The sequence below is a fragment of the Colwellia sp. Bg11-28 genome (genome assembly GCF_002836245.1).
Taxonomy (GTDB): domain Bacteria; phylum Pseudomonadota; class Gammaproteobacteria; order Enterobacterales; family Alteromonadaceae; genus Colwellia; species Colwellia psychrerythraea_A.
Genome location: NZ_PJBA01000006.1, coordinates 971,923 through 993,702 on the forward strand (window position 1 = coordinate 971,923; position 21,780 = coordinate 993,702).

General features: G+C 37.2%; 23 protein-coding genes. 15 read left to right on the forward strand and 8 right to left on the reverse strand.

The genetic code is table 11. From position 1 onward, the window contains the following. Window positions 1-39: 39 nt before the first annotated feature. Both CXF79_RS11300 and CXF79_RS11305 read right to left on the reverse strand, forming a co-directional pair. On the reverse strand, window positions 40-1,572 hold the full coding sequence (locus CXF79_RS11300; protein WP_101154985.1) for a phospholipase D family protein: 1,533 nt from the start codon (window positions 1,570-1,572) through the stop codon (window positions 40-42). 396 nt (window positions 1,573-1,968) lie between these two features. Then, complete coding sequence (locus CXF79_RS11305; RefSeq protein WP_101154986.1) at window positions 1,969-2,730, reverse strand: nuclear transport factor 2 family protein; 762 nt, start codon at window positions 2,728-2,730, stop codon at window positions 1,969-1,971. A gap of 333 nt (window positions 2,731-3,063) precedes the next feature. Between CXF79_RS11305 and CXF79_RS11310 the strand changes: the two genes are divergently transcribed. Continuing rightward, entirely contained in the window at window positions 3,064-3,834 is a 771-nt protein-coding gene (locus CXF79_RS11310; protein ID WP_011043824.1) for a hypothetical protein, read from the forward strand. A gap of 217 nt (window positions 3,835-4,051) precedes the next feature. Beyond that, a complete protein-coding gene (locus CXF79_RS11315; RefSeq protein WP_101154987.1) occupies window positions 4,052-4,486 on the forward strand; it encodes a hypothetical protein in 435 nt (144 codons plus the stop codon). Window positions 4,487-4,706: 220 nt separating this feature from the next. Here the strand turns inward: CXF79_RS11315 and CXF79_RS11320 are convergent, their stop codons facing one another. Beyond that, window positions 4,707-5,645 carry a LysR family transcriptional regulator gene (locus CXF79_RS11320; RefSeq protein ID WP_101154988.1) on the reverse strand — a complete coding sequence of 313 codons (939 nt, stop codon included), beginning with the start codon at window positions 5,643-5,645 and terminating at the stop codon, window positions 4,707-4,709. Between the two features lie 169 nt (window positions 5,646-5,814). On the opposite strand from CXF79_RS11320, the gene CXF79_RS11325 reads away from it, so the two are divergent. From CXF79_RS11325 to CXF79_RS11340, 4 genes are all read left to right on the forward strand, one after another. Then, window positions 5,815-7,383 carry an arylsulfatase gene (locus tag CXF79_RS11325; RefSeq protein ID WP_011043820.1) on the forward strand — a complete coding sequence of 523 codons (1,569 nt, stop codon included), beginning with the start codon at window positions 5,815-5,817 and terminating at the stop codon, window positions 7,381-7,383. A gap of 267 nt (window positions 7,384-7,650) precedes the next feature. Then, entirely contained in the window at window positions 7,651-8,406 is a 756-nt protein-coding gene (locus CXF79_RS23520) for a hypothetical protein (protein WP_101154989.1), read from the forward strand. A gap of 102 nt (window positions 8,407-8,508) precedes the next feature. Next, a complete protein-coding gene (locus CXF79_RS11335; RefSeq protein ID WP_101154990.1) occupies window positions 8,509-8,865 on the forward strand; it encodes a DUF3302 domain-containing protein in 357 nt (118 codons plus the stop codon). Window positions 8,866-8,867: 2 nt separating this feature from the next. Beyond that, window positions 8,868-10,016 (forward strand): HlyD family secretion protein, encoded by a 1,149-nt coding sequence (locus CXF79_RS11340; protein ID WP_011043817.1) that lies wholly within the window; start codon window positions 8,868-8,870, stop codon window positions 10,014-10,016. Between the two features lie 202 nt (window positions 10,017-10,218). Here CXF79_RS11340 and CXF79_RS11345 read toward each other — a convergent pair whose 3' ends face one another. The 3 genes from CXF79_RS11345 to CXF79_RS11355 form a co-directional block, all read right to left on the reverse strand. Further along, the gene (locus CXF79_RS11345) at window positions 10,219-10,593 is read right to left on the reverse strand and encodes a hypothetical protein (protein ID WP_011043816.1); all 375 of its coding nucleotides are present in this window, start codon (window positions 10,591-10,593) and stop codon (window positions 10,219-10,221) included. Window positions 10,594-10,877: 284 nt separating this feature from the next. Continuing rightward, entirely contained in the window at window positions 10,878-11,105 is a 228-nt protein-coding gene (locus tag CXF79_RS11350; RefSeq protein ID WP_198560058.1) for a hypothetical protein, read from the reverse strand. A gap of 126 nt (window positions 11,106-11,231) precedes the next feature. Beyond that, window positions 11,232-13,346 (reverse strand): S9 family peptidase, encoded by a 2,115-nt coding sequence (locus tag CXF79_RS11355; RefSeq protein WP_101154991.1) that lies wholly within the window; start codon window positions 13,344-13,346, stop codon window positions 11,232-11,234. A 233-nt stretch (window positions 13,347-13,579) separates the two neighbouring features. Here CXF79_RS11355 and CXF79_RS23390 point away from each other — a divergent pair, with 233 nt between their 5' ends. Then, window positions 13,580-13,741 carry a hypothetical protein gene (locus CXF79_RS23390; RefSeq protein ID WP_157825873.1) on the forward strand — a complete coding sequence of 54 codons (162 nt, stop codon included), beginning with the start codon at window positions 13,580-13,582 and terminating at the stop codon, window positions 13,739-13,741. An 18-nt stretch (window positions 13,742-13,759) separates the two neighbouring features. Here the strand turns inward: CXF79_RS23390 and CXF79_RS11360 are convergent, their stop codons facing one another. Further along, window positions 13,760-14,317, reverse strand: a complete 558-nt coding sequence (locus CXF79_RS11360; RefSeq protein WP_232769151.1) for an SDR family oxidoreductase — start codon at window positions 14,315-14,317, stop codon at window positions 13,760-13,762. Between the two features lie 924 nt (window positions 14,318-15,241). On the opposite strand from CXF79_RS11360, the gene CXF79_RS11370 reads away from it, so the two are divergent. The 7 genes from CXF79_RS11370 to CXF79_RS11400 all read left to right on the forward strand — a co-directional run bounded on the left by CXF79_RS11370 (window position 15,242) and on the right by CXF79_RS11400 (window position 20,495). Beyond that, a protein-coding gene (locus CXF79_RS11370; protein ID WP_101154993.1) for an IS3-like element ISCps9 family transposase occupies window positions 15,242-16,434 on the forward strand; the annotation gives its coding sequence in 2 pieces (ribosomal slippage) (window positions 15,242-15,547 and window positions 15,550-16,434; 1,191 coding nt in all). A gap of 156 nt (window positions 16,435-16,590) precedes the next feature. Then, window positions 16,591-17,103 (forward strand): outer membrane beta-barrel protein, encoded by a 513-nt coding sequence (locus tag CXF79_RS11375; RefSeq protein WP_101154994.1) that lies wholly within the window; start codon window positions 16,591-16,593, stop codon window positions 17,101-17,103. 144 nt (window positions 17,104-17,247) lie between these two features. After that, window positions 17,248-17,730: a DUF1993 family protein gene (locus CXF79_RS11380; protein ID WP_157825874.1), complete on the forward strand. Its 483-nt coding sequence runs from the start codon at window positions 17,248-17,250 to the stop codon at window positions 17,728-17,730. 230 nt (window positions 17,731-17,960) lie between these two features. After that, window positions 17,961-18,611 carry a YidC/Oxa1 family membrane protein insertase gene (locus CXF79_RS11385; protein ID WP_011043808.1) on the forward strand — a complete coding sequence of 217 codons (651 nt, stop codon included), beginning with the start codon at window positions 17,961-17,963 and terminating at the stop codon, window positions 18,609-18,611. Between the two features lie 93 nt (window positions 18,612-18,704). Further along, complete coding sequence (locus CXF79_RS11390; RefSeq protein WP_011043807.1) at window positions 18,705-19,280, forward strand: hypothetical protein; 576 nt, start codon at window positions 18,705-18,707, stop codon at window positions 19,278-19,280. Window positions 19,281-19,405: 125 nt separating this feature from the next. Beyond that, window positions 19,406-19,927 (forward strand): DUF2867 domain-containing protein, encoded by a 522-nt coding sequence (locus tag CXF79_RS11395; protein ID WP_101154996.1) that lies wholly within the window; start codon window positions 19,406-19,408, stop codon window positions 19,925-19,927. Next, window positions 19,920-20,495: a YdeI/OmpD-associated family protein gene (locus CXF79_RS11400; protein WP_101154997.1), complete on the forward strand. Its 576-nt coding sequence runs from the start codon at window positions 19,920-19,922 to the stop codon at window positions 20,493-20,495. Before CXF79_RS11395 ends, CXF79_RS11400 begins: the two co-directional genes overlap by 8 nt. A 68-nt stretch (window positions 20,496-20,563) precedes the next feature. Here CXF79_RS11400 and CXF79_RS11405 read toward each other — a convergent pair whose 3' ends face one another. Next, a complete protein-coding gene (locus tag CXF79_RS11405; protein ID WP_101154998.1) occupies window positions 20,564-20,917 on the reverse strand; it encodes an acyl-CoA dehydrogenase N-terminal domain-containing protein in 354 nt (117 codons plus the stop codon). A 348-nt stretch (window positions 20,918-21,265) separates the two neighbouring features. Between CXF79_RS11405 and CXF79_RS11410 the strand changes: the two genes are divergently transcribed. Further along, window positions 21,266-21,733: a low molecular weight protein-tyrosine-phosphatase gene (locus CXF79_RS11410; protein ID WP_011043803.1), complete on the forward strand. Its 468-nt coding sequence runs from the start codon at window positions 21,266-21,268 to the stop codon at window positions 21,731-21,733. The last annotated feature ends 47 nt before the right edge of the window (window positions 21,734-21,780 follow it).

Consider the following 21,780-nt stretch of genomic DNA (forward strand, 5'->3'; position numbering starts at 1 on the left):
CTCCTTGAGGGCTTTAGCTAGTTAGCTTTATAACTCGCTTCACAAGTATTTCTCTATCGGTAATAATTGTAATAAACTTGATTTGACTCGTTCGCCTAGAACTGTTTCTGGTTCGCTATTCCAGGATTTTTCACCGGAATACCAACGGACTTTTCCTTCATATAGATTCAGACGCCAACTGTTACCTTCGTTCATCGCCTGCTCAATATCGTCAGCAAGCATTTCAGCTACTCGCTTATTGTCAATCACTAGAATGGACTCTGTATTGAGGTAGGTTGAGCGTAAATTGAAGTTAAAAGAGCCGATACTAGTCACTCGCCTGTCATAAACAGCCGATTTTGCATGAAGACCGTAGGCCGCTGTTGGTGCACATTTAGATAAGTCTCTAGTCGACTCTTCACACAGAGTAGTCTCGGGTTTCAATTCGTACAACTGTATACCGTGGTCAAGCATATCTTCACGTCTACCTGCGTAACCCGAATGATTAGTAACTAGGTCATTAGAGGCCATTGAATTGGTCAATGCTTTTATCTGCACTCCATTGCTAGTTAACATCTGTAGTGCTTTTAGTTGGCGATCATCAAAGATTAGATAGGCGGATTCTAATAAGATCTCTTGGTCTGATTGGTGAGCTAACTCGGCCAATAATTTAGCAGTAGCTTTGGGTTCACTAGTATTGTCTACATCGACAGGAACAGGTCGATCAGAAATAAACCGTGCTTGCACCCAAGTCATCTCGTCCATCACATCCTTTAAAAAGCTCTTAGCACTCTTATTTCCTGCTGGCAAAGCGGGGTAGTGTTTGTAATGAGGAGCCGGCACTTTATCTAGTACCGCTAGATCTGATGAGACTTTATCAGCCAACAAATTAATAGGGTAAGACCAACCACTGTTCCAGTAATTGACAAAGCTAGCTTGGATATCAGTTACCACGGTGCCCATAACGAGTACATCACGGTCACGAAAATTTATTTCATCGGAAAGATCAAAATATTCGTCGCCAATATTACGGCCCCCTACAATAGACAGAACGCCGTCGACGGTGAATGATTTATTGTGCATACGGCGATTTAGACGAGAAAAATCACTGAGTAAATTTAGCCACTTTACTACCCCGCGACGACTGGGAATAGGGTTAAATATTCGGATTTCTATTTGAGGATGAAGATCTAGTGCTGCTAGAAAACTCTCCCGTTCGCTTAGGTTGAAATCATCCAGCATTACGCGTACTTTAACACCGCGATCGGCAGCCGCTATCAAGCGGTTTGCCAAGTAGAGTCCCGAAGCATCTGCATTCCAAATGTAATACTGGACATCGATACTATGCTCAGCTGTTTCAATTAGAGCCAACCGCTGAGCCAATGCATCCCAGCCATTGTCCTGCAACAGAATGGCGCTCTCTTCTTGTGTCGACTGCTCAGGCTGAAAAGAGTCAGTTAATGTAGACAATGTGCTCGTTAATTGTGGCGCTAGTGGCTCAACCGGATGCTTGATCTCCTCGGGGAGTGAGGCACAACCAGAGAGAGTGGCGATTAAAATGATGATTACATGAAGACGTTGGAGCGCAGGCATTCTTTACATTTCCTTGTTAACGTTGAAAAACAAATTGTGATTCAATCAACTGATTATCTTATTCAACTTCATTGTAGCTAGAACGAGCTATAGACTTACCAGTCTACTCTCTAAAACTAAAGCATATGAAGTGCGTATGAAGGATAATAACACTTTGTTATTTAAACAACTATTTCGTTACCTTGGTTCTCAAACTATTTTAATTATTTAAACGATATTTTCTTTGGCTACATTGGCGTCGTCGAGTCAGAATGGCAATATTAGTGCCTTAGTGCCTTAGTGCCTAGTGAATAGGGTCTAAAAAATATTTTATTTGGTACTTTGAAGTAAGTAGCTTAATAAAATTTTACTTCGATTTTGACCTTAATTATGACCTAAGTAATCGTTGTAAACAGATTAAAACTTCCCATTATCATTTTTCCATTCCGTACGAGGTGGGATTGGTTCAATAGTATCCCAATGTTCAACAATTTTTCCCTTTTCGATACGATATAAATCATAGAATGAACAGTGCTTTTCATCCATTAGCCCTTCACTTACACTTAAAACAAAGTTTCCTTCAGCTAAGATTCGATGAATTTTAGAATATGTTATTTTGTATTTTTGCTTCGATGTGGCGCTTAGCGTTGAGCGCAAAGCAGATATACCATCAGCAAGTAATGGACTGTGTTGGATAAAATTATCATCACATACAAAATCTATTAATAGATCCAATTTTCGTTTAATTAAAATCTCATTTGCAAATAAAGAAACTCTGCTCCGATTAAACTCAGTGAGATCATGATCTTCTGTTATTAGATAGCCATCCAACATGCTTCTACCGGAAGCATTAACCTTTTGCATGAGTTGCATATTATCCCAATGCTCTACAGCGAAACCATCCTCAAAGCGGAATACTTCAAATGCTACTTTTAAAGTAGAAAAATGATACTCCATATGTGCAAAGACAAAATCTTTATCTTCAAATACTCGGATCATATTTACGCGTGGCCCAGTCTTTGCTATTTGTTTAAATAGCTCTGCTAACCCAATGTTTCCTTCTTTTGTATGCGGATTATGCTGGATGTACTTCTGTTCATTTACCACTAATGCAGCATCTGGATCGCCAGTCTCTATGCCGTTAAGCAGCTTTCTAATTTTGTTTTTATTCGACAGCATTAGTGGACCTCAATAATATGTATATATACTTAATCATAACTAAAAATGGCCATAACTAGACTCTTGATGAGAAATAATGTCAGTTTTGGTATCAAAGTAATCGTTTAATAGCATCACAATTGACTGACCACATTGCAAAGTATTTAATAGCAGCAGTCACCTATACAACCCCACTCTGTATGAATATCAGCACTACAAGTGGCTTTTATCTAATTACTTTACTACTATTTTTAGACGTTGAAATAAAAATAAGAGCACTTCGTACTCCTATCCATATTCCATTAAGTTGTTGGCGGTTGTCATGGATAAACAATCATAAGTAAGGAAGCCACCATGACTAAAAAACTAAAAGCACTATCATTTTACTTTTCGCTGTTCATCTTCCTGATGACCTGTGTATCTGTGTCAGTCAATGCAGAAGAAAAAAAGTTAGAAAAAATAATCACCACTATGTGGGTCTTTTATCCTAAAGCAGGGCAGTCAGCTGATTTTGAAAAAGCGTTTAAAAAACATATCGAATACCGTAAGTCAATGGATGACCCACGTAAATGGTCAGTATATCAGGCCGACATGGGTAAAAAAATGAATGCTTATTTAGTGCGTTCATGTTGTGAATCTTGGTCAGATCTTGATGAGTATCGCCAATGGAATATCAAATCAAAGGCCTCTGAAAACTGGCGTGAAAATGTGAGTCAATATGTTGCCCATTACCAACGAGATCGTTCTGAAGCTGATTTTGAAAATAGTCATTGGCCGGCAGATGTAAAATATAAGTATGTTGGTGTTAATACTTACCACCTCAAATTAGGCCATAGCGCAGCGCGAGAAAAAGACAAAAAAGCCCTTAGTGATGCCGCTAAAAGTGAAAATTGGCCATATAATTGGTTTTGGGATGAGAATATCAACGGAAAAATGGAAATGAATCTGGCTATTCCGTATATGAGTTACGGGGATATGGCACCGCCAGAAATTAAATTTAGTGAAATGTTAGCTAAACATTTAGATAACAAGGGAAAGGCTAAAGAATTACTAACCAGTTGGTCATCGCACTTTAAATCCATTTCTTATAACATTTACGTATTACGTGAAGATTTGTCGATGTAAGTTATTCAGCGACTATCAGCTCTCCAAAAAATGGCAACATCAGCTTGCCATTTTTTCTTAATTTTAGCGGTTAAGAAGACCGTTTCTTTGTTTCCTATTCTATATCTGTAAATATTCTGTGTATACCATGATTCTGAACGGTCAATCAAAGCCCTTAAGTGGGCTAGTGTCACCTCCGTTAACATCTAATGAATAAATTGCATAAGAGATTAAAATAATGAATAAGATACTATTACCATTAGTATGTGCCGTATTTACAGCCAATGCGGGCGATTTCACAACACAGTTCTATGCCGTATCGTATCACCCTACTAGTAGCGAAAAAATGAATAAAAAACACAAGTTGCTCGGTTTTGAGTACATTAAAGATAACATTGGGTACAGTCTTAGCACATTTGAGAATTCATATAACAAACAATCAGTGATGTATACTCAATCTGTTTATATCGAGAATTATGATCAAAATTATAAGGTTTTTTTATTGGCAGGTGTCGCTACGGGTTATCAAGATACCGGAGGTATTTGTATCCTGGAGCTAGGGGATCTCTGTAGTGTTTTTGGAGTAGGTGTAATTTTAACTATTTACGATACACGACCTAGAATTACTTTATTAGGTGAAGCGCTAGTATTCAGCTTAGAGTATAAGTGGTAATAAAATCATTCTTAATAGGTTTGAAATCTATTCAGCACATACGCATGTACTTCGAGGTAGTGCGTGTCAATATCCGTAATGTTATTCACCAATAAATACAGGAAAACTTTAGCCATTTAAAGTGGGGCTATTGATATGAAACTATCCCTAAACATGTCACTGTCGTGGCATCACTCATGAAGGTAAACACAAGGAATTGGTTCATCATTGAATAACCGTATTATTCAATGGCGGGTAGTGGCTGCATGTTTTTACAAATATCAATAATGATAGTTCTTAACCAACGGTGAGACTTTACGTGTTCCATACTCCAGTGCCAATTCATGTAAGCTATCATTTGTTTAGTTTTAAAAGGTGGGTTAAACCAAATGTAGTCATTTACATTATGCATAGACTGTAAAACAGTGCCTGGCATGATACAAATTAAATCAGTAGCACTCACAATTTCTAAAATGTTTTCGATACTGGTACTGGTATATTTTATCTCTCGGTTGTAGCTAAAATCTTGCAAGGCTAAACTCAATGGGTAAACATTGCCTTTTCTTGGGGCTAATACCGCATGTTTTTCTGCCAAGTATTCAGAGAGTAATAAATTAGTTTTATTGTTAAGGTTAGGGTGTCCTTTCCTTGCGATAATAAAGAGCTGGTCGTTGAACAATTCTTGGTGATGACAGCCTATTTCGTCAATAGTTAAATAATCAAGATGCAGGTCGTACTCTTTATCCCTTAATGATTTCTCGGCATCAACTAACATCTCTGTGCTCACGGTAAGTGATATATTCGGAGCTACATGCGCTAAGCGTTGGCTTAGTTTAGTTAAAAAGTCATTGTTACCAACACCTAATATGTTGATATGAAAATTTAGATTGGCTGTTTCTGGTAAAAAATCACCGGTATCAGGCAAGGTTGATGACACATCAGCGAGTATTTTATTGATGATAGGATATATTTCATCAGCTTTAAGTGTCGGCATCATTTTCCCCGACTTACGTTCAAATAATGGGTCATTGTAGAGCGACCTTAATCTTTTGAGTGCTTGTGAAACCGCAGGCTGGGTCATCCCCAAATTCTCAGCAGCATGGCTAATGTTTTTTTCATGCATTAACGCCGTAAATATTGACAGTAGATTTAAATCTACGTTCCTTAAATACCTAGCCATCGCAGTTATTCCTTTCTTTTAGGTCAATGTTACCTCTCAATTACAAACTACTATAAGTGATACTTATAGTTCTGTCATTTTGTTTTATTTCTAAATATAAGCATCTTTATTTAAGCTCGCCTCATATTCATTCTTTATCAGATTTGAAGGTTTAACCAAAGGAATACTTATGACAATTAATACTAAATTTACGCAGTTTGCCATTGCATTAGGGATGTTGACTGCATCTGCAACGGCACTAGCAACAACTGATACAAGCAAACCTAATATTTTGGCAATTTGGGGCGATGATATTGGTATATATAATATCAGTGCTTATAACCATGGCATGATGGGTTATCAAACACCTAATATCGACAGGATTGCAAATGAAGGTGCATTATTCACCGATCAATACGCGCAACAAAGCTGTACGGCAGGTCGCTCAGCGTTCATTTTAGGGCAAGAACCTTTTCGTACCGGTTTGTTAACTATCGGTATGCCAGGTTCTACTCATGGCATTCCTGATTGGGCCCCTACGATAGGTGATGTTGCTAAAGATAACGGCTACATGACCGCACAATTTGGTAAGAACCATTTAGGTGACCAAGACAAACATTTACCGACTAAACATGGTTTTGATGAGTTTTTCGGTAACCTTTATCACTTAAATGCTGAAGAAGAGCCGGAAACCTATTACTACCCGAAAGATCCAAGATTTAAGAAAAAGTTTGGTCCTCGCGGTGTTTTACATACCTTTGCTGATGGTCGTATGGAAGATACTGGCGCATTAACAAGAAAGCGCATGGAAACGGCTGATGAAGAGTTTTTAGGTGCCACGTTAAAGTTTATCGACAAAGCTCATAAGGCGGATAAACCTTTCTTTATTTGGTACAACAGTACACGAATGCATGTTCACACACGCTTACAAGAAAAATGGCAAGGTAAGTCAGGCATCAGCATTTATGCAGATGGTATGTTAGAGCACGATGAGCACGTAGGGGTTTTATTAGACAAACTTGATGATTTGAAAATTGCTGACAATACCATTGTTATTTACACCACTGATAATGGTGCAGAAACATTTACTTGGCCTGACGGTGGTAATACTCCATTCCATGGCGAAAAGGGTACAACTTATGAAGGTGGTATGCGTGTACCTCAGTTAGTTAGATGGCCCGGTACTATCAAACCCGGTAGCAAAATGAACTCAATGATGTCTCATATCGATTGGATGCCAACATTAGCTGCAGCGATGGGTAACGATACGTTAGTTGCTGATCTTAAAAAAGGTGGTGAAATAAATAACAAAAAATGGCGAGTACATTTAGATGGTTTTAATTTCAAACCTTACTTTGCTGGTGAAGTTGACAAAGGGCCACGTGAAACGATTATGTACTTTAGCCAATCAGGTCAATTAAATGCGATACGTTGGAATGATTGGAAAGCAAGTTTTGCACTGGTTAAAGGGGATATGGCAAGTGGCACACGTGAAGTACCAGCGTGGCCACAACTAGTAAACTTACGTGCAGACCCTTTTGAAAAAGGACCGATTGAATCGTCTATGTATGTTCGTTGGATGGTTGATAACATGTGGGCATTTGTACCTGTAAGCGGCAAGGTAAAAGAGTTCTTAGGCTCATTAGAAGGTTACCCAATGCAAGTCGGTCAGAGTTTTGGTGCTGCCGATATAAACTACACAACATTGCAAATGAAAGCATTTGTTAAAAAAGTATCAACAGAGATTAAAGCGAAATAGAAAATTGTTATATTGAAACACTAAAAGTCCACTTTGAATCAATTTTAAAGTGGACTTTTTTATTCCTCACTTTGGATAGTCAGTACTAACAAAGTTGTCATCTCCAGTTAGGTTTTTTGTTCAATAGCTTCAAAAACTAAGTAAGGCATTGTGGAATATCAATGGTACTTATAGTGCTATTGCTTTTATTCATTTTTAACCATGAATAAACACGACTATCATGCACCAGTAAAGTGATTAGCAAACATATTTTTGAAGGGTTTTACAATGAATATCATCGTAAATAATGTATTAACAGTTTGTCTTATCACCTGTCTTCCCATTGACAGCGTCGCCGATGAATGGAGCTTTCAATTAGAGCCCTATGTCATGGTAACCAGTATCGATGGAGATGCAAGTCTTGGTCGTTTGGATGGGGTAGGAGTTGATGTCGATTTTGACACTATTCTAAATAATTTAGACAGTGCAGCTATGGCTCACTTTGAAGCTCACCATGATTCCGGTTGGGGTATGTCTTTAGATTACGGCTATATGGACTTGAGTGGCAAAAAAACAAATAAAAATGGCAGTGTAGTCACTGCAGGAGTACGCCAAGGAGTTCTTGAAGGATTAGGTATGTATCGAACTCAATTATCTACGGGCACTTTAGATTATTTTGCCGGTGTTCGGTGGTGGGACAATGATATTAGCACGGGTATTGCTTTGTCTCAGTTACCAGGAAATGATCTCAACCGTGATGTTAATGCTGGTTGGGTTGATGCTGTTGTTGGTGTTAGGTGGTTAGCTGATATTAATGAGCAGTGGACGTTTCTTGCACAAGCCGACATTGGTGGTTATGAAGCTAATTTTACTTCATCAATACAAACGGGCGTGCAATACGAAATTAGTGAGCTGATGACCTTAGATATGAAATATAAAGCCACTTGGGTGGATTATGACGAAGGGCATCAAGGGCAAGTGGATTACTTTCAATATGACACCGTCACACACGGTCTTATTATAGGGCTAATTTTCAAGTTCTAATTTGACTGTGAATGTAAGTATTGAAGTGAATTTTAGCGAAAGTTTTAAATAACGTTGTGAGTTCTTTTTATCAAATTTAAAGGCTTCAATGAGGAGTATAAAATGTTAGATTATTTTGCATTGTTTTTAGTGTTTTTAGTGTTTTTTGTTATTTTAGTGCTGTTTTACGGAATCATCGTAGTACACGATATCCCTTATGAAATTGCAGTTCACCGTCAACATCCCCATCAAGATGCAATTCATGTTGCCGGTTGGATCAGTTTATTTACTTTAGGTGCTATTTGGCCGTTTTTATGGATTTGGGCGACCTTGTACAAGCCAGGAATCGGTTGGGGTATGGTTCACCATACCTCTGATAGCGATATCAAAACAAGCAAATTAGAACTAGATATTCTTGAATTACAAAAGCAGGTCGAATTACTAGCTAATAGCCAAATTAAAGAAACCAAAGGGATATAATCATGGATATGCTCATTATTTTAACCTACACAGCTCTATGTGTGGCTATTTTCAAAACGTTTAAGATCCCATTAAACAAATGGTCAGTACCAACCGCTGTTTTAGGCGGCGTAGTTCTACTGTCTTCTATTATGATTATTATGAACTATTTACATCCCTATGCTAAATACGGCAAAGAAGTGTTTGCAACTATCCCCATTACACCATTAGTTGCGGGTAATATTAAGTCTGTAGATGTTATTCCAAATATTGAAGTTAAAAAAGGTGACGTGCTGTTTACCTTGTATAACGAGGAACAAACAATAGCATTAGAAAAAGCTGACGCTGCGGTAGAACAAGCAAAAAATCAAGTACTGCAAAATGACCAAGCATTACTTGCTGCTACAGGACAAGTTGCAAAAGCTGATGCAAATAAAGATAGAACCAAAGCAAGCTATTATCGTTATATGGAAGGGCACTTAAAAGGTGGAGAAAGCTCTCCTTTTACTCAACAAGAACTGGATAACAGAAGAGAGTTTTATGAAGCCGCGCTGGCAAGTCTCGATTCAGCTCAAGCGACTGAAAGAAAAGTCCGCTTATTAACAGAGTCGAATATTTTGGGTGAAAATACTCAAGTTGCTCAGTTAAAAGCTGCTAGAAACAGAGCTCAGTTAGATCTTGAACGTACTTTTGTTCGTGCTCCAGTTGATGGCATGCCGACCCAAGTAGCACTTAGACCCGGAATGCGAGCAGGTATATTAGCACTTCGTCCGGTGATGAGCTTTATACCAACCGAGAAACGCCGATTTGCCGCCCGTATATGGCAGAATTCATTACTACGGCTAGAGAAGGGCTTGGACGCTGAAGTTATTTTAGATGCAGTACCTGGACACGTTTTTAAAGGTAAGGTTGTTGAAATTTTACCGGCAATGGCTGAAGGTGAATACCAAGGTAATGGCGTACTAAGAGGTGCAGGCAGCCTAGCAACTCACGGTTTTACTATTGCAATAATAGAACTAGAAGAAAACTTGGATGATTACAATTTACCACGCGGGGTTCAAGGTCAAGCCGTCGCTTTTAACCCTAAAGGAGATTTTTTACATACTTCTATGGTGCGAAAAATATTATTTCGTATGATGAGCTGGATAAAGTACGTTTATCCAATAAAGTAAACCTTCTTGCGCGCAATGATTGAGAGCTCTGTTCGTTAGTAATGATTATTACTGACTGTGTCCAAGATATGGTAAAAGTAGTGTTATTGCACCAATAAATTCAGAAGTTTTAGGTTTTAATGTAGGGGCTATTGAGATAATACTAGCCCCAATCATTATGCTACAGCTGACACTGACTTGAGTACTTAACGAGTACGTTTAACTACCTTAACTTTAATCCAGACCAAGCACGCGTCAGCGCCCAAACGGCTAAGATAATAAAGGTGGTATGTACAAAGGTAAAGTAAGTAATAACATAAACCCAAGTCCAAGCGGATTCAAAACCACCTAAGATTACCATCAACACTGAAACAACACCGAGGGCAATAAAGGCAATAATATTAAGCTTGATACCTAATTTTGCGTGATAGTGACTTATGCTGTTTGGTGGCATATTCTTGATTGCTAGTATTAACCAAATAAAGGCAATGCCTGGCAAAAAAGTGAGGTTTAAAATTGAAGCAAGTGCGGCATTAGAGGCCTGTTTAATTTGTTGTTTATCAACCGCAGTTATTGTATCCGTTTGTGGCAATACCATAAGTAATTCCTTTACGTTAATTCGTTTACTTAGCAATAGCAAAAACTAAGAATAAAACCAAGGATAAAATTATTACTTTGGTTGAAAGTTGTTTAAGAACAATAAACATTCTAGTTTTTAGCTAGGTTTACTCAAAGTGTATTCAACTCATTAATTAGCAACACGTTGAGGAAAAGAGGTCATACAAAGGCAAATATTATCGGCCTTTGTGTACTTGCTGTATTAATCGTGACAACTCAATATGGAACATTATAACTCCACCACAAAGACTACCGAAGTAAAGATTAAGCTGTTGTGGCATTTCCATTAAAGAAAATATCAAAAAAATCAATGGAGCCTTGCTCTAAATCAATTTCATTTGGCGCTATTGCCATATCAGGAATTGATTCTATAGCACCAGCAATAATATTTTCTGCGACCAATAAATTAACGTTTCTAATGGTTTTGTCGGTAATGCCAGAGCGGATCATCTCACCAAACAAGTTCTTTACTTTACTGGCATTAGTTTCCATTTCTTTTCTTTTATCAAAAGGTAACGACCATATTTTTCAGCTAAAGGTGCGCTAAAGTATTCTTGTTATTCGCAAGTACACAAAGCACGTTCACGCATAACAAGATTGAACATTTATGCGGTTATTCTACTTTGGTAATAATGAGATAAAAAAGCTCATCTCCAAGGCTTTTTCTTTTAAACTTTTAAAACGTCCCGAGGCGCCACCATGGCCGGCCTCCATATCTGTTTTAAATAACAACAAGTTGTCATCTGTTTTAAACTCTCGCATTTTTGCTACCCACTTCATTGGTTCAAAGTATTGCACTTGTGAGTCGTGCAACCCCGTGGTGACAAGTATATGCGGGTAGTGTTGAGCACTAATATTATCAATGGGCGAATAAGCTAAAATACTTTGATAAGCCTGTGCTTCGTTCGGGTTACCCCATTCGTCATATTCATTGGTGGTTAGCGGTATGCTTTCATCGAGCATAGTCGTTAATACATCTAAAAAGGGCACATGGGCGCCAATACCTAAATATAGCTCAGGTGCTTGATTGATCACAGCTCCCATTAATAAACCACCAGCACTGCCGCCAGAAGCAAATATTTTATCTTTAGCACCATAACCTTGTTCAACGAGGGCTTTAGTAACATCAATGAAATCATTAAAGGTATTTTGTTTATGCGCCATTTTACCGGTTTCATACCATTCTCTTCCCAACATTTCTGAACCACGAACATGGGCGATAACGTAAACAAAACCTCGGTCGAGTAAGCTTAACGTTTGACTGGAGAAATCAGGGTCTATGGTAATGCCATACGCACCATAACCGTATTGTAATAGTGGGTTAGAGCCATCCTTTTGAAAAGTATCACTGCGATAAACAATGGACACAGGTACTTCTGTACCATCACGTGCGGTAATAAATAAGCGCTCGGATTGATAATCTTCTTTGGTAAAGTCACCTAAGACTTTTTGCTGTTTAAGCAGCTTTCGCTCACCGGTAGCTAAGTCAAACTCAAATAAAGAGCCAGGTGTTGTTAAACTTGAATAATATAATCTTGCGGTGCTACTTTTCGGCTCAGGGTTATCACCAAGACAAGCAAAATAACACGGGTCATCAAAAGACAAAGGATATTGATGACCTGCATTTTCACCCTGAGTAGTGTGAACAATAAAACGAATTTGGCCATGTTCACGTTCGGTAACCACAGTGAAGTTTTGGAATAATTCAATACCCTCTAGTAACACATCTTTTCTGTGAGGGATCACTTCTTGCCAGTTATTTATATCATGAACCTGACTGATAGCAGCTTTCATTAACTTAAAGTTTTTAGCTTGAAAATTGGTCACAATATAAAAGTGTTCACCCATTTTATCCGCATGGTATTCGTGTTGTTCTTGATACGGAAAGAGCTCTTCAAACTCACCATCAGGCTCATCAGCACTGAGTGCTAAATAATGTGTTGATTCAGTGGCATGTAAACAAATATAAATTTGAGAGTCATCTCTGCTCTTATCTAAACTCATGTAAAAACTGTGATCGTCTTCTTCATAAACAAGAACATCATCAGATTGTGGCGAGCCTAATTTATGACGGTAAACTTGCGTACCTAATAAGGTCTCTAAGTCTTTCTTTACATAAAATACGGTTTTATTGTCATTAGCCCAAACAATTTGTCCTTCAGTTTCAATGAGCGTATCGGGTAAATAAGGGTCGTCAGAGTCAGAAGATTTGTTCAGGTTTTTAAAGTAAATGGTGTAAATACGACGACTGTCAATGTCTTCTGATATTGTCATTAATTGATCATTAGGGCTGATGGATAAATCCCCTAAATCATAAAAATCATGGTCTTTGGCTCGGTCATTAACATCTAATAACAGAGTTTTGTTTTCACCAGTAAAGCTGGTTGAACGGTAATAATTTGAATACTCTTGTTCACCATTAATTTCGCTGTGATACCAATATTTACCATCTTTTTCAGGCACGGTATTATCGTCTTTTACGATACGGGCTTTAAGCTCTTCAAATAATGACTCTTGTAACGATTTTTGCTCGGCTAACATAGCATCAGCATAGTTATTTTCATCATTTAGGTGTGCCAATACTGCTTCATCGCTACGCTGGTCATCACGCATCCAATAATAATTATCCACACGATGATGATTATGAATTTCCATTTTATGAGGAATTTTTTTAGCTATTGGTGCGGTAATGTTTTTGTTTGACGTATCTGATGTAACTGAAGATGTTGGCACTAAGTGCTCCTAGGTAAATGATGTGGTATCAATGTTGTTAATTAATTGTCTGGTTGTTAATGATCTTAATCAAAGTTTCACCAAAACAGTCTTTTAACGGCAGATAATTATCTTTATAGTATGCCAAAAATATTTAGTAACTATTATATGTATGAAAAACTGGGAAAAAACAGCACTCTAATTGATGCTGATTATAACAGTATTATGCACTCTTATATTAAAGGATTATCTCGATGCAAGTAACCGCTAAAGTGACCGAAACAACAACTATTTCAGCGGCCGAGCTAGCCACTATTGGTAGTTTTTTCTCAGGACTAGGCGCTGTAGTCTTAGCTATTGTCACTATTTACGCAGTATATAGATGGAAAGCACTTAAAAAGAAATTAATCAATTGAGCGTTTAGAACATAGCGTCTAAAACTCACCATAACCACTGTTTGCAATAACACCGCCATCTAGTACTAATGTGTGTCCCGTCATCCAACTTGATGCTTGTGAGGATAAATATATGGCAGCGTCAGCAATATCTTCTGTTTGACCTAAACGCTCTTTTGGCACCATTTTTTTATCAAATTGTGCTTCTTGTTCGTTAACAATATATTCAGTTAACTTACTTAGGAAGAACCCCGGAGCTATCGCATTAATGTTTATATTGTCTTTCACTAAATCAGCAGTAAGGTGATGTGTCATTTGAATAATTGCCGCTTTACTCGCTGCGTATGAATAGTTGTTTGCTTTAGAGTTGTTGATACCATTGATTGAAGCGATATTAATAACCCTCGAAGGACTGTTACTTGTGGCAGAATCGGACAATAATGCTAATAACTTTTGTGCGACAAAAAAGGGTGATTTGGCAATAAAACTCATCACCTTATCCCAACCTTCTTCTGGAAAATCTGCAAAGGGTGCGCCCCAAGCAGCACCGGCGTTGTTGACCAAAATATCAAGCTGACTTTCATGTGAACTATTCATTACTTTAATATCATATTCATAATTCGGTTAACCCACTTTAATTGTTACCACAAAGCGGTCGGATTTATGAATCATCATCCTTTTTAATTACCACTCTGATACGAAAGCGGACGTTATTCTCTATTCTAATTCCCATATATTTTCTAAAGATTCACATGCGCCATATTACTGATAAGTCTCAGTATTAACCCGAAAGCCATCGGATTATATTGTAATGCATTGATAATTGTATTGAATTTCATGTTGGGTATTCCGGAGACTTCTCAGTAATATCCAAGCTTTAACAAAATAAAAAATTTTCAGTATATACATCATTGAAATTATGGGATATTAATGTGAATTAAATGTTATTTATGGTGCGTGTGTTACTGAGACGTATACATAATAAGCTGTTAGGTATTCAAATGAGCAGGAAGCACATTTTAAAGCATAGTATTTTAATCTTTATGCTTTTAGGGAGTTTTACTTCTTTAATCTCAATACCTCTTATTGGTGGAAAAAACTTATTTAATCCTGAGTATTATTCTAACGCTAGCCTTTTTGCTGCAATATTAATGTATGCACTTGCCATTATTTTTGGTTCTGTTTTATCCTTACCCGCCGCTTTTATCAATTATTTTTTATCAAAATACTCTTTCGAAAATAAATTCCATGAGTACTTCTTTAAATCTAGGCTTTTAACATTTTTATATGGTGTAGTTAATGGGTTTATTATTATGGTATTTCTCGCTCTATTTTCCATGGTAAGGGAGTTCAAATTAGAATTTGAGTTCGATGTTTTTCTTTTTATTTCATTACCCTGTATAGTCTCTTCAGTATTTTTTTGCTTCTACAGGCGCAAGAATACCTAACAAGAAAATAAACAAGGACAGTGAAGTTCCCCCGTTTTAGTGGACACCTCCTCATAACATTGAGGAGGCTAAAATGCCTAGATATACCCAACCTAAAAAGACGTGGTTTTACCCTGTTAATTTCAAAATTAAAGCTGTCGAGCTAAGCTTACGAAACGACATGTTATCTAAGGATGTTGCTCAAGCGTTGGATATTCACCCGTTAATGCTAAGCCGTTGGCGTAAAGAATACCGAGAAGGGAAGTTTAAAAAAAACCAACACTATCAGAGCAATAGTGAACTCATGAGTAAAATCCCCACAAAGAAAGAACTAAATAAAATTAAACAGCTGCAAAAAGAAAACGACCGTTTAAAAATGGAAAATGATTTACTAAAAAAGTGGCAACGGTATCTGGCGGAAGTCCATCAGAACGATTTGGATTCATCGAAAAACACAAAGAAGCCTTAGGTGTTAAATACCTTTGCTCATGGCTTGATGTCTCTCGTAGTGGCTTTTATGCATGGCGACGACGTCCACGTTCAATGCGTGCTATTAATGATGCGGATTTACTTTTAAATATCAAACAAGTCTTTAATAACAATCATCAAACCTACGGCAGCCCACGCGTATTTCATGCATTAAAGCGTGAAGGTATTACAACGAGTGAGAAGCGTGTTGCACGGTTGATGCGAGAAAATGGCTTACGCGCTAGAGCGCTCAAGACTTATAGCAGGCCAGCTAAGGTGAAGTTCTTTTATAAAGCGATCAAAAACAATCGTAAAAACATAAGTAAGCCTGATGCTATCAATCAGCAATGGTCGGGAGATATTACGTACCTGAAAGTAGGAGTGCGATGGTATTACTTAGCCGTTGTATTAGATTTATTTTCACGTCGTATCATTGGTTGGGCTTTTGGTCAGAACAAATCAACAGCGCTGACACTGAAAGCGCTGCAGCTAGCAATAAAGAAGCGTAAACCGACACAACCCTTGTTATTTCATACTGACAGAGGCGCTGAATATCGAGCACATGTAGTGCAGCAGTTCTTAGTTAAACATAACATTACGGCGAGTATGAACCGTCCAGGTTGTTGTACTGATAATGCTGAAGTTGAATCATTTTTTCATTCATTAAAAGCTGATTTAATCAGAGGGAATGTCTTCGCGACTACTGATAAATTACATTCAAAATTAAAAGGTTACATGAACTATTTTTACAATAGACAACGATTGCATTCAAGTTTAGGATATAAAACACCTGCTGAGTTTGAATTGGCGGTGAATTAAAGTGGATGGTGTCCACTTTATCGGGGGAAGATCACAGTTAACATTTGGCTACGTTTCGCTTAGCTACACAATTTCAGCCAACTATTACTTAGCCTGTTATTTGGGCGTTAGCTTTAAAATCAAACTGTAGTATTTAATTAACTAAAGGAATAACAAATGAAAATAAGGATTATATCTGCCATTTTAAGTACTCTATTCACAACAAGTGTCTTAGCTGATACATCAGGATATTATGCAGGTGCATCAGTTTTAAGTGCTGAAACTGACTTAGCTGGAGAGTCTGAATATAATTCAGGCTATGAGGTTCACTTGGGGTACAAAATAAACTCATCGTTTGCTGTTGAAGCAAGCTATCTAGATCTAGGTGGTTATGACACGACCAAGTCTAATGTGAAATACTCAATCGATAGTGATGCAATTTCACTCTCAGCACTTTATACATATCCTATCGGGAATTTTAATCTTATAGGAAAACTAGGCTATTTCTCCCAAAGTAGTGATGTAACGGCAGTTCCAATTACAAATAACTTTTCAGACGACTCAAGTGGAGGAGTATTATTTGGAGCAGGCCTTTCATATAAGTTCAATAAAATGATTGAGATAAAATCAGAATTTAATGTGGCGTCAGATACAAATTACGGTGCAATAGGATTAAATTTTTATTTCTAATCAAAGCTAAAAGTTGTTAAAGCAGGACAAATAACAGTTGGTTTTTGCTCCTGCGTAGCTTATTTTAGCCAACTATTTTTTCCTGTTAATCAAGCGTTAGTGCTATCGAGAATTGATTTGTATATTAAACATCGAGATATATTTTTGAAGCATTTAGAGCTTCTTCATAAGCTTATCGAAAAAGTTGAAGATAGCTCTGTAAATGAATCAGAGTTGCTTAATGCAAGACTTGTTGATGATATGTTTCCATTCAACGTACAAGCAAAAATCGCAACAAATTTTGCTTTAAGAGCTTGTTGTCCTTTATCTGGTAAAGAATATAAAGAGTTAGAGGGTGATATTGATAGTTTTTGCGGACTTAAAACGTATGTTGTAACCGCAATTGATTATATTAATAAATTGTCTGAACCAACATTAGAACAGCTAAACATCAACGTTCAAGACACTGCTGGGTTTAAAGAAATATCTATGCCAGCTTCAGAATATATGTCTTCATTTGTGCTCCCCAATTTCTTTTTTCATATCAGCATGGTATATGCTATTGCAAAGAACAATGGTGTTTCAGTTACAAAAGGTGATTTCGATGGAATACACCAGTATCCAAAGGGATTTAGTTGGGAGGCATGACAGCACTAAGAGGGTGTATAAAGTAACAAATAACAGCTGGCTGTTGTTCGTGATTCAAATATTTTAGTAAACAATTTTTAGCCGTTTATTGGGGTGCGTTACATGCTTTTAAAACTGTCGGTTTTATAATTTCAACATGTTTCAGTATCAAAAAGTACCAATAAAAATCACTTGACATAATATGTCTTACTGGTTATTTTTGACATAATATGTCAAAAAAGGAAGTAGAAATGGATATTTGGAATTTTTTTACAAGTTTTATTGTGCAGTCTATAGCGTTTTTGACCCACGAAGTGGGTGTTGGTGAGGCTGTGGCAATCATTTTGTTCACTCTGATAGGTCGCTTGGTTTTAATGCCAATTAATCTTTTAGCTATGGCGAATATGTATAGAAATAAAAAGGCAATATCAGCATTAAAACCAGAATTGGATAAAATAAAAGTTATACATAAAGATAAACCTAATGAAATAGCCAAATCTACAATGGCGTTATATAAAAAGAACAACATTAAAATTCTAGATAAAAAGAGTGTTATTAATATCGCCAGTCAGGGCGTTTTTGGTTTTGGCATGTTCCAAGCTCTTCAACAGATAGTGTTTAATAGTAAGTTTGCTTGGATTGCTAATATTGCAAAGCCAGATGTTGCACTCGCATTATTGGTCGGAGTTATTACCTATTTTTCTATGATCATGATGCCTGGTAGTGCTGAGCAAACAAGCACCTTATTATTTATTATTCCCGCTATTATTTGTATTATTACCTTAATCAGTTTCCCATCAGCTATCGGCTTATATTGGGCAACATCTAGCGTTACAAGTTTACTGCAATCATTGGTGCTTAATAACTATTTTCAAAAACAAGAAATCAATAAAGCGATTTAATCTACAGTTGGCTGTTTTTCGTTCCTCAAACATTATAGCCAACTATATTTTCTGCTTAAGCAAGTGTTAGCAATACATCAGCAAGGAGTAGCAATGCAAGCAAGTAACGAAAGTTCTGAAGCTGAATCTCAAGTTAAATCAAATGAAATGGAATTTTATGTAGTATCCCCAAAAAAATTCTTAATTTTATTCATCGGCACATTTAGTCTATATACCGTTTATTGGTTCTTTAAACATTGGAGCCAATACAAAAAAAGTGCGAATGAAGATATGTGGCCAATTATGAGGGGAATATTTTCTATCTTCTTTACTCATTCTTTGTTTGCTTTATTCGAAATGAAATACACAAACAAAACTGGAGAAAAGCCTAAAAGCATTAATTATTTGGCAACCATATATGTGGTATTTACTATTGGTTGCCAAATTTTTGGTCAATTTTCAGATAATGGCTACGGCAACCCAATAACCTTTTACTTTAGCTTATTAATTCTACCTGTATCGTGTTGGGTTTTGTATCAAGCGCAATCTTTGGCAAACTTTGCTGGTGAAGATGTACATGGCGAATCAAATAGCAATCTAACGGGCTTAAATTATTTTTGGTTAGCATTAGGAGTTGTATTTTGGTTCTTGGCTGTTTTCGGTTTGTATGCAACCCTTGTTGGCATGTAACCGTATTGCTAACCAGCCAATTAAGCGGGACTGCTCACCGTTTGCTCGGTTCCGTTCAGCTTCACTTTTAACATACAATTCTTAGCCCCTTATTGGGCCGTTTGGCATCAACAGAGTATCTGACTATGGCGTTTCCTGTTAAGAAAGTAAGTGTCCCAATTAACAGTGAGGTATTTAAAACCCTTAGTGGTTCCTATTACTCAGACTCATACTATTTTTGTTCAAGCAAACCAGGCAGAGTTGCACTTCAAATTTGGATAGACCACGCATCTAAAATACCTAGTTGGGTTAATTTTTTAATGGCCAGTCGAAATAAAATTGTATCAGTATTTGGGTTGAATAATATTGGTCATTTAGGTGACTTAGACGCAAATAAACTACTTTGTGAATATCAAGTAGGTGATAGGGTTGGGATCTTTACCTTACTTTTTTTAAGTGACAATGAAATTATTTTAGGTGATTCGGATAAACATTTGGATGTAAATGTTTCCGTGTATACCGAAGTGGGTAAACCCCATGAAGTTTCAATGTCGACTGTGGTGCATGTTCATAATTTTCTTGGTAAATTATATATGTTTTTCGTGAAGCCTATGCATAAATTAATAGTACCTTCATCCATTAAGCGAGCGGAGGGCTCAGATGCCTGAACCAGATCCATTGAGAATCAAGACGTTTACCACACCGAAAGATCTCGGTGAGTGGCTAAAGGTGAATCATGGCTCTGAAAGAGAACTATGGGTGAAGATATACAAAAAAAATACTGGGATTGAGAGTGTGACTTGGAATGATGTCGTGATCGAGGTTCTATGTTGGGGTTGGATTGATGGTATCAAGAAGTCAATCGATGACCAAGCCTATCTTCAGCGCATTACTCCCAGAAAAATGCGAAGCAATTGGTCTAAAAGGAACACAGAGCATGCTGAACGATTGATAAGTGAAGAGCGGATGATGGAATCAGGACTCGTGCATATTCGTGCTGCAAAAGCGGACGGTCGTTGGGAAAACGCCTATGTAGTAAGTGAAATGGAAGTACCTGCAGATTTCCTGGCGGCACTGGAGAATAAGTCGAATGCTAAAGCGTTTTTTGAAACGCTCAATAAATCCAGTCGTTATGTTATCGCTTACGGATTGATAAGTGCAAAGAAGCCCGAAACCAGACTAAGGCGGTTTGAAAAATTCATGAATATGCTTGTTCACGAAGAAAAGCCCAAATAAGTATGACTCGGCATAATTAGTGACTAAAGCTGGGCGTTATCGATACAAACTCTAATCCGGATTTAGTCTTAGCCCTTTAGTACTAATGTCTCGAATGTGATATAAGGTAGCATTCTCAGAGCAGATAGACATGTTAGTTTTGGTGTTTTTGCCGCTTGTGCTAATAATTGAACTTGGCAACATCGTTCCATTGCAATAAACCACCACACGGCTGACTCGACCGTTTCACCGACTGTTAATAGGCCATGATTTTGTAATATTTCCGCTTTATTGTCAGTTATCGATTGAGCGGTGTCTATTGCACCATTGATAGTCGTTCGGTCATGATCTTGGTATTTCTCACGATTAGTTAACGATTCCACGTCAAACATCTCGTCAAGGAAAAACTCAATATCGCAGCGGTTAAGAATAGGTGCTGACATAATATAGTCCAATCAAAAAATCATAATTGGACTGTATAATAATGACGAGTAAAAGGTGTCACCTAGGTGACAGTGCAGGTAACTTTATAATAAGCCAGTCAGACTATGCCAATCTAAAACTAGTCTAATTTCATTTTAATGACTAATAATTTTGTTCGTTGGTTTTAATTAATTACTTTAGTTTGATGTAAAGTAACTATCTACAGAAAATTATCCTTTACCTTTTTATTAAAACAGCTCAAAATAGTTTCATAAAAAATACAAAAGAAAACATAAGTCATTGATTTTGTTAGCGTGTAAACACTAAAGAATCACATGTTAAATACATGGAAATTGGTATATAAGTTTATGAATTATAAAGATATAAGTAGTATTTTGTTTGTGTGTATGGGCAATATCTGTCGTTCACCCAGTGCTGAAGCTGTTTTTAGACATAAAATGCAAGCAAAAGGTTTGGCATTAAAAGTTGATTCTGCGGGTACTGTGGGTGCACATGCGAAACAAAAACCTGATCATCGCGCTCAAAAAGCGGGTGTTGCGCGCGGTTATTCTTTTGATGGCATTAAAGCACGTAAAGTGACGGTGCAAGATTTTACCGACTTTGACCTTATTCTAGCAATGGACTATGACAACGTTGAAGAGCTAAAAAAAGTAGCGCCACCAGCGATGCATGACAAAATACAGCTAATGCTAAATTTTGCTAGCGAACATGAAGAAGATCAGGTGCCAGATCCGTATTATGGCGGCGCTAAAGGTTTTGATTATGTGCTAGATCTAGTGGAAGCAGCAAGTGATGGTTTGTTAGAGAAAATATAATTTGTTCGCCTAGCTTTAGCTATTAGTTAATCTTTTCTGTTAACAAC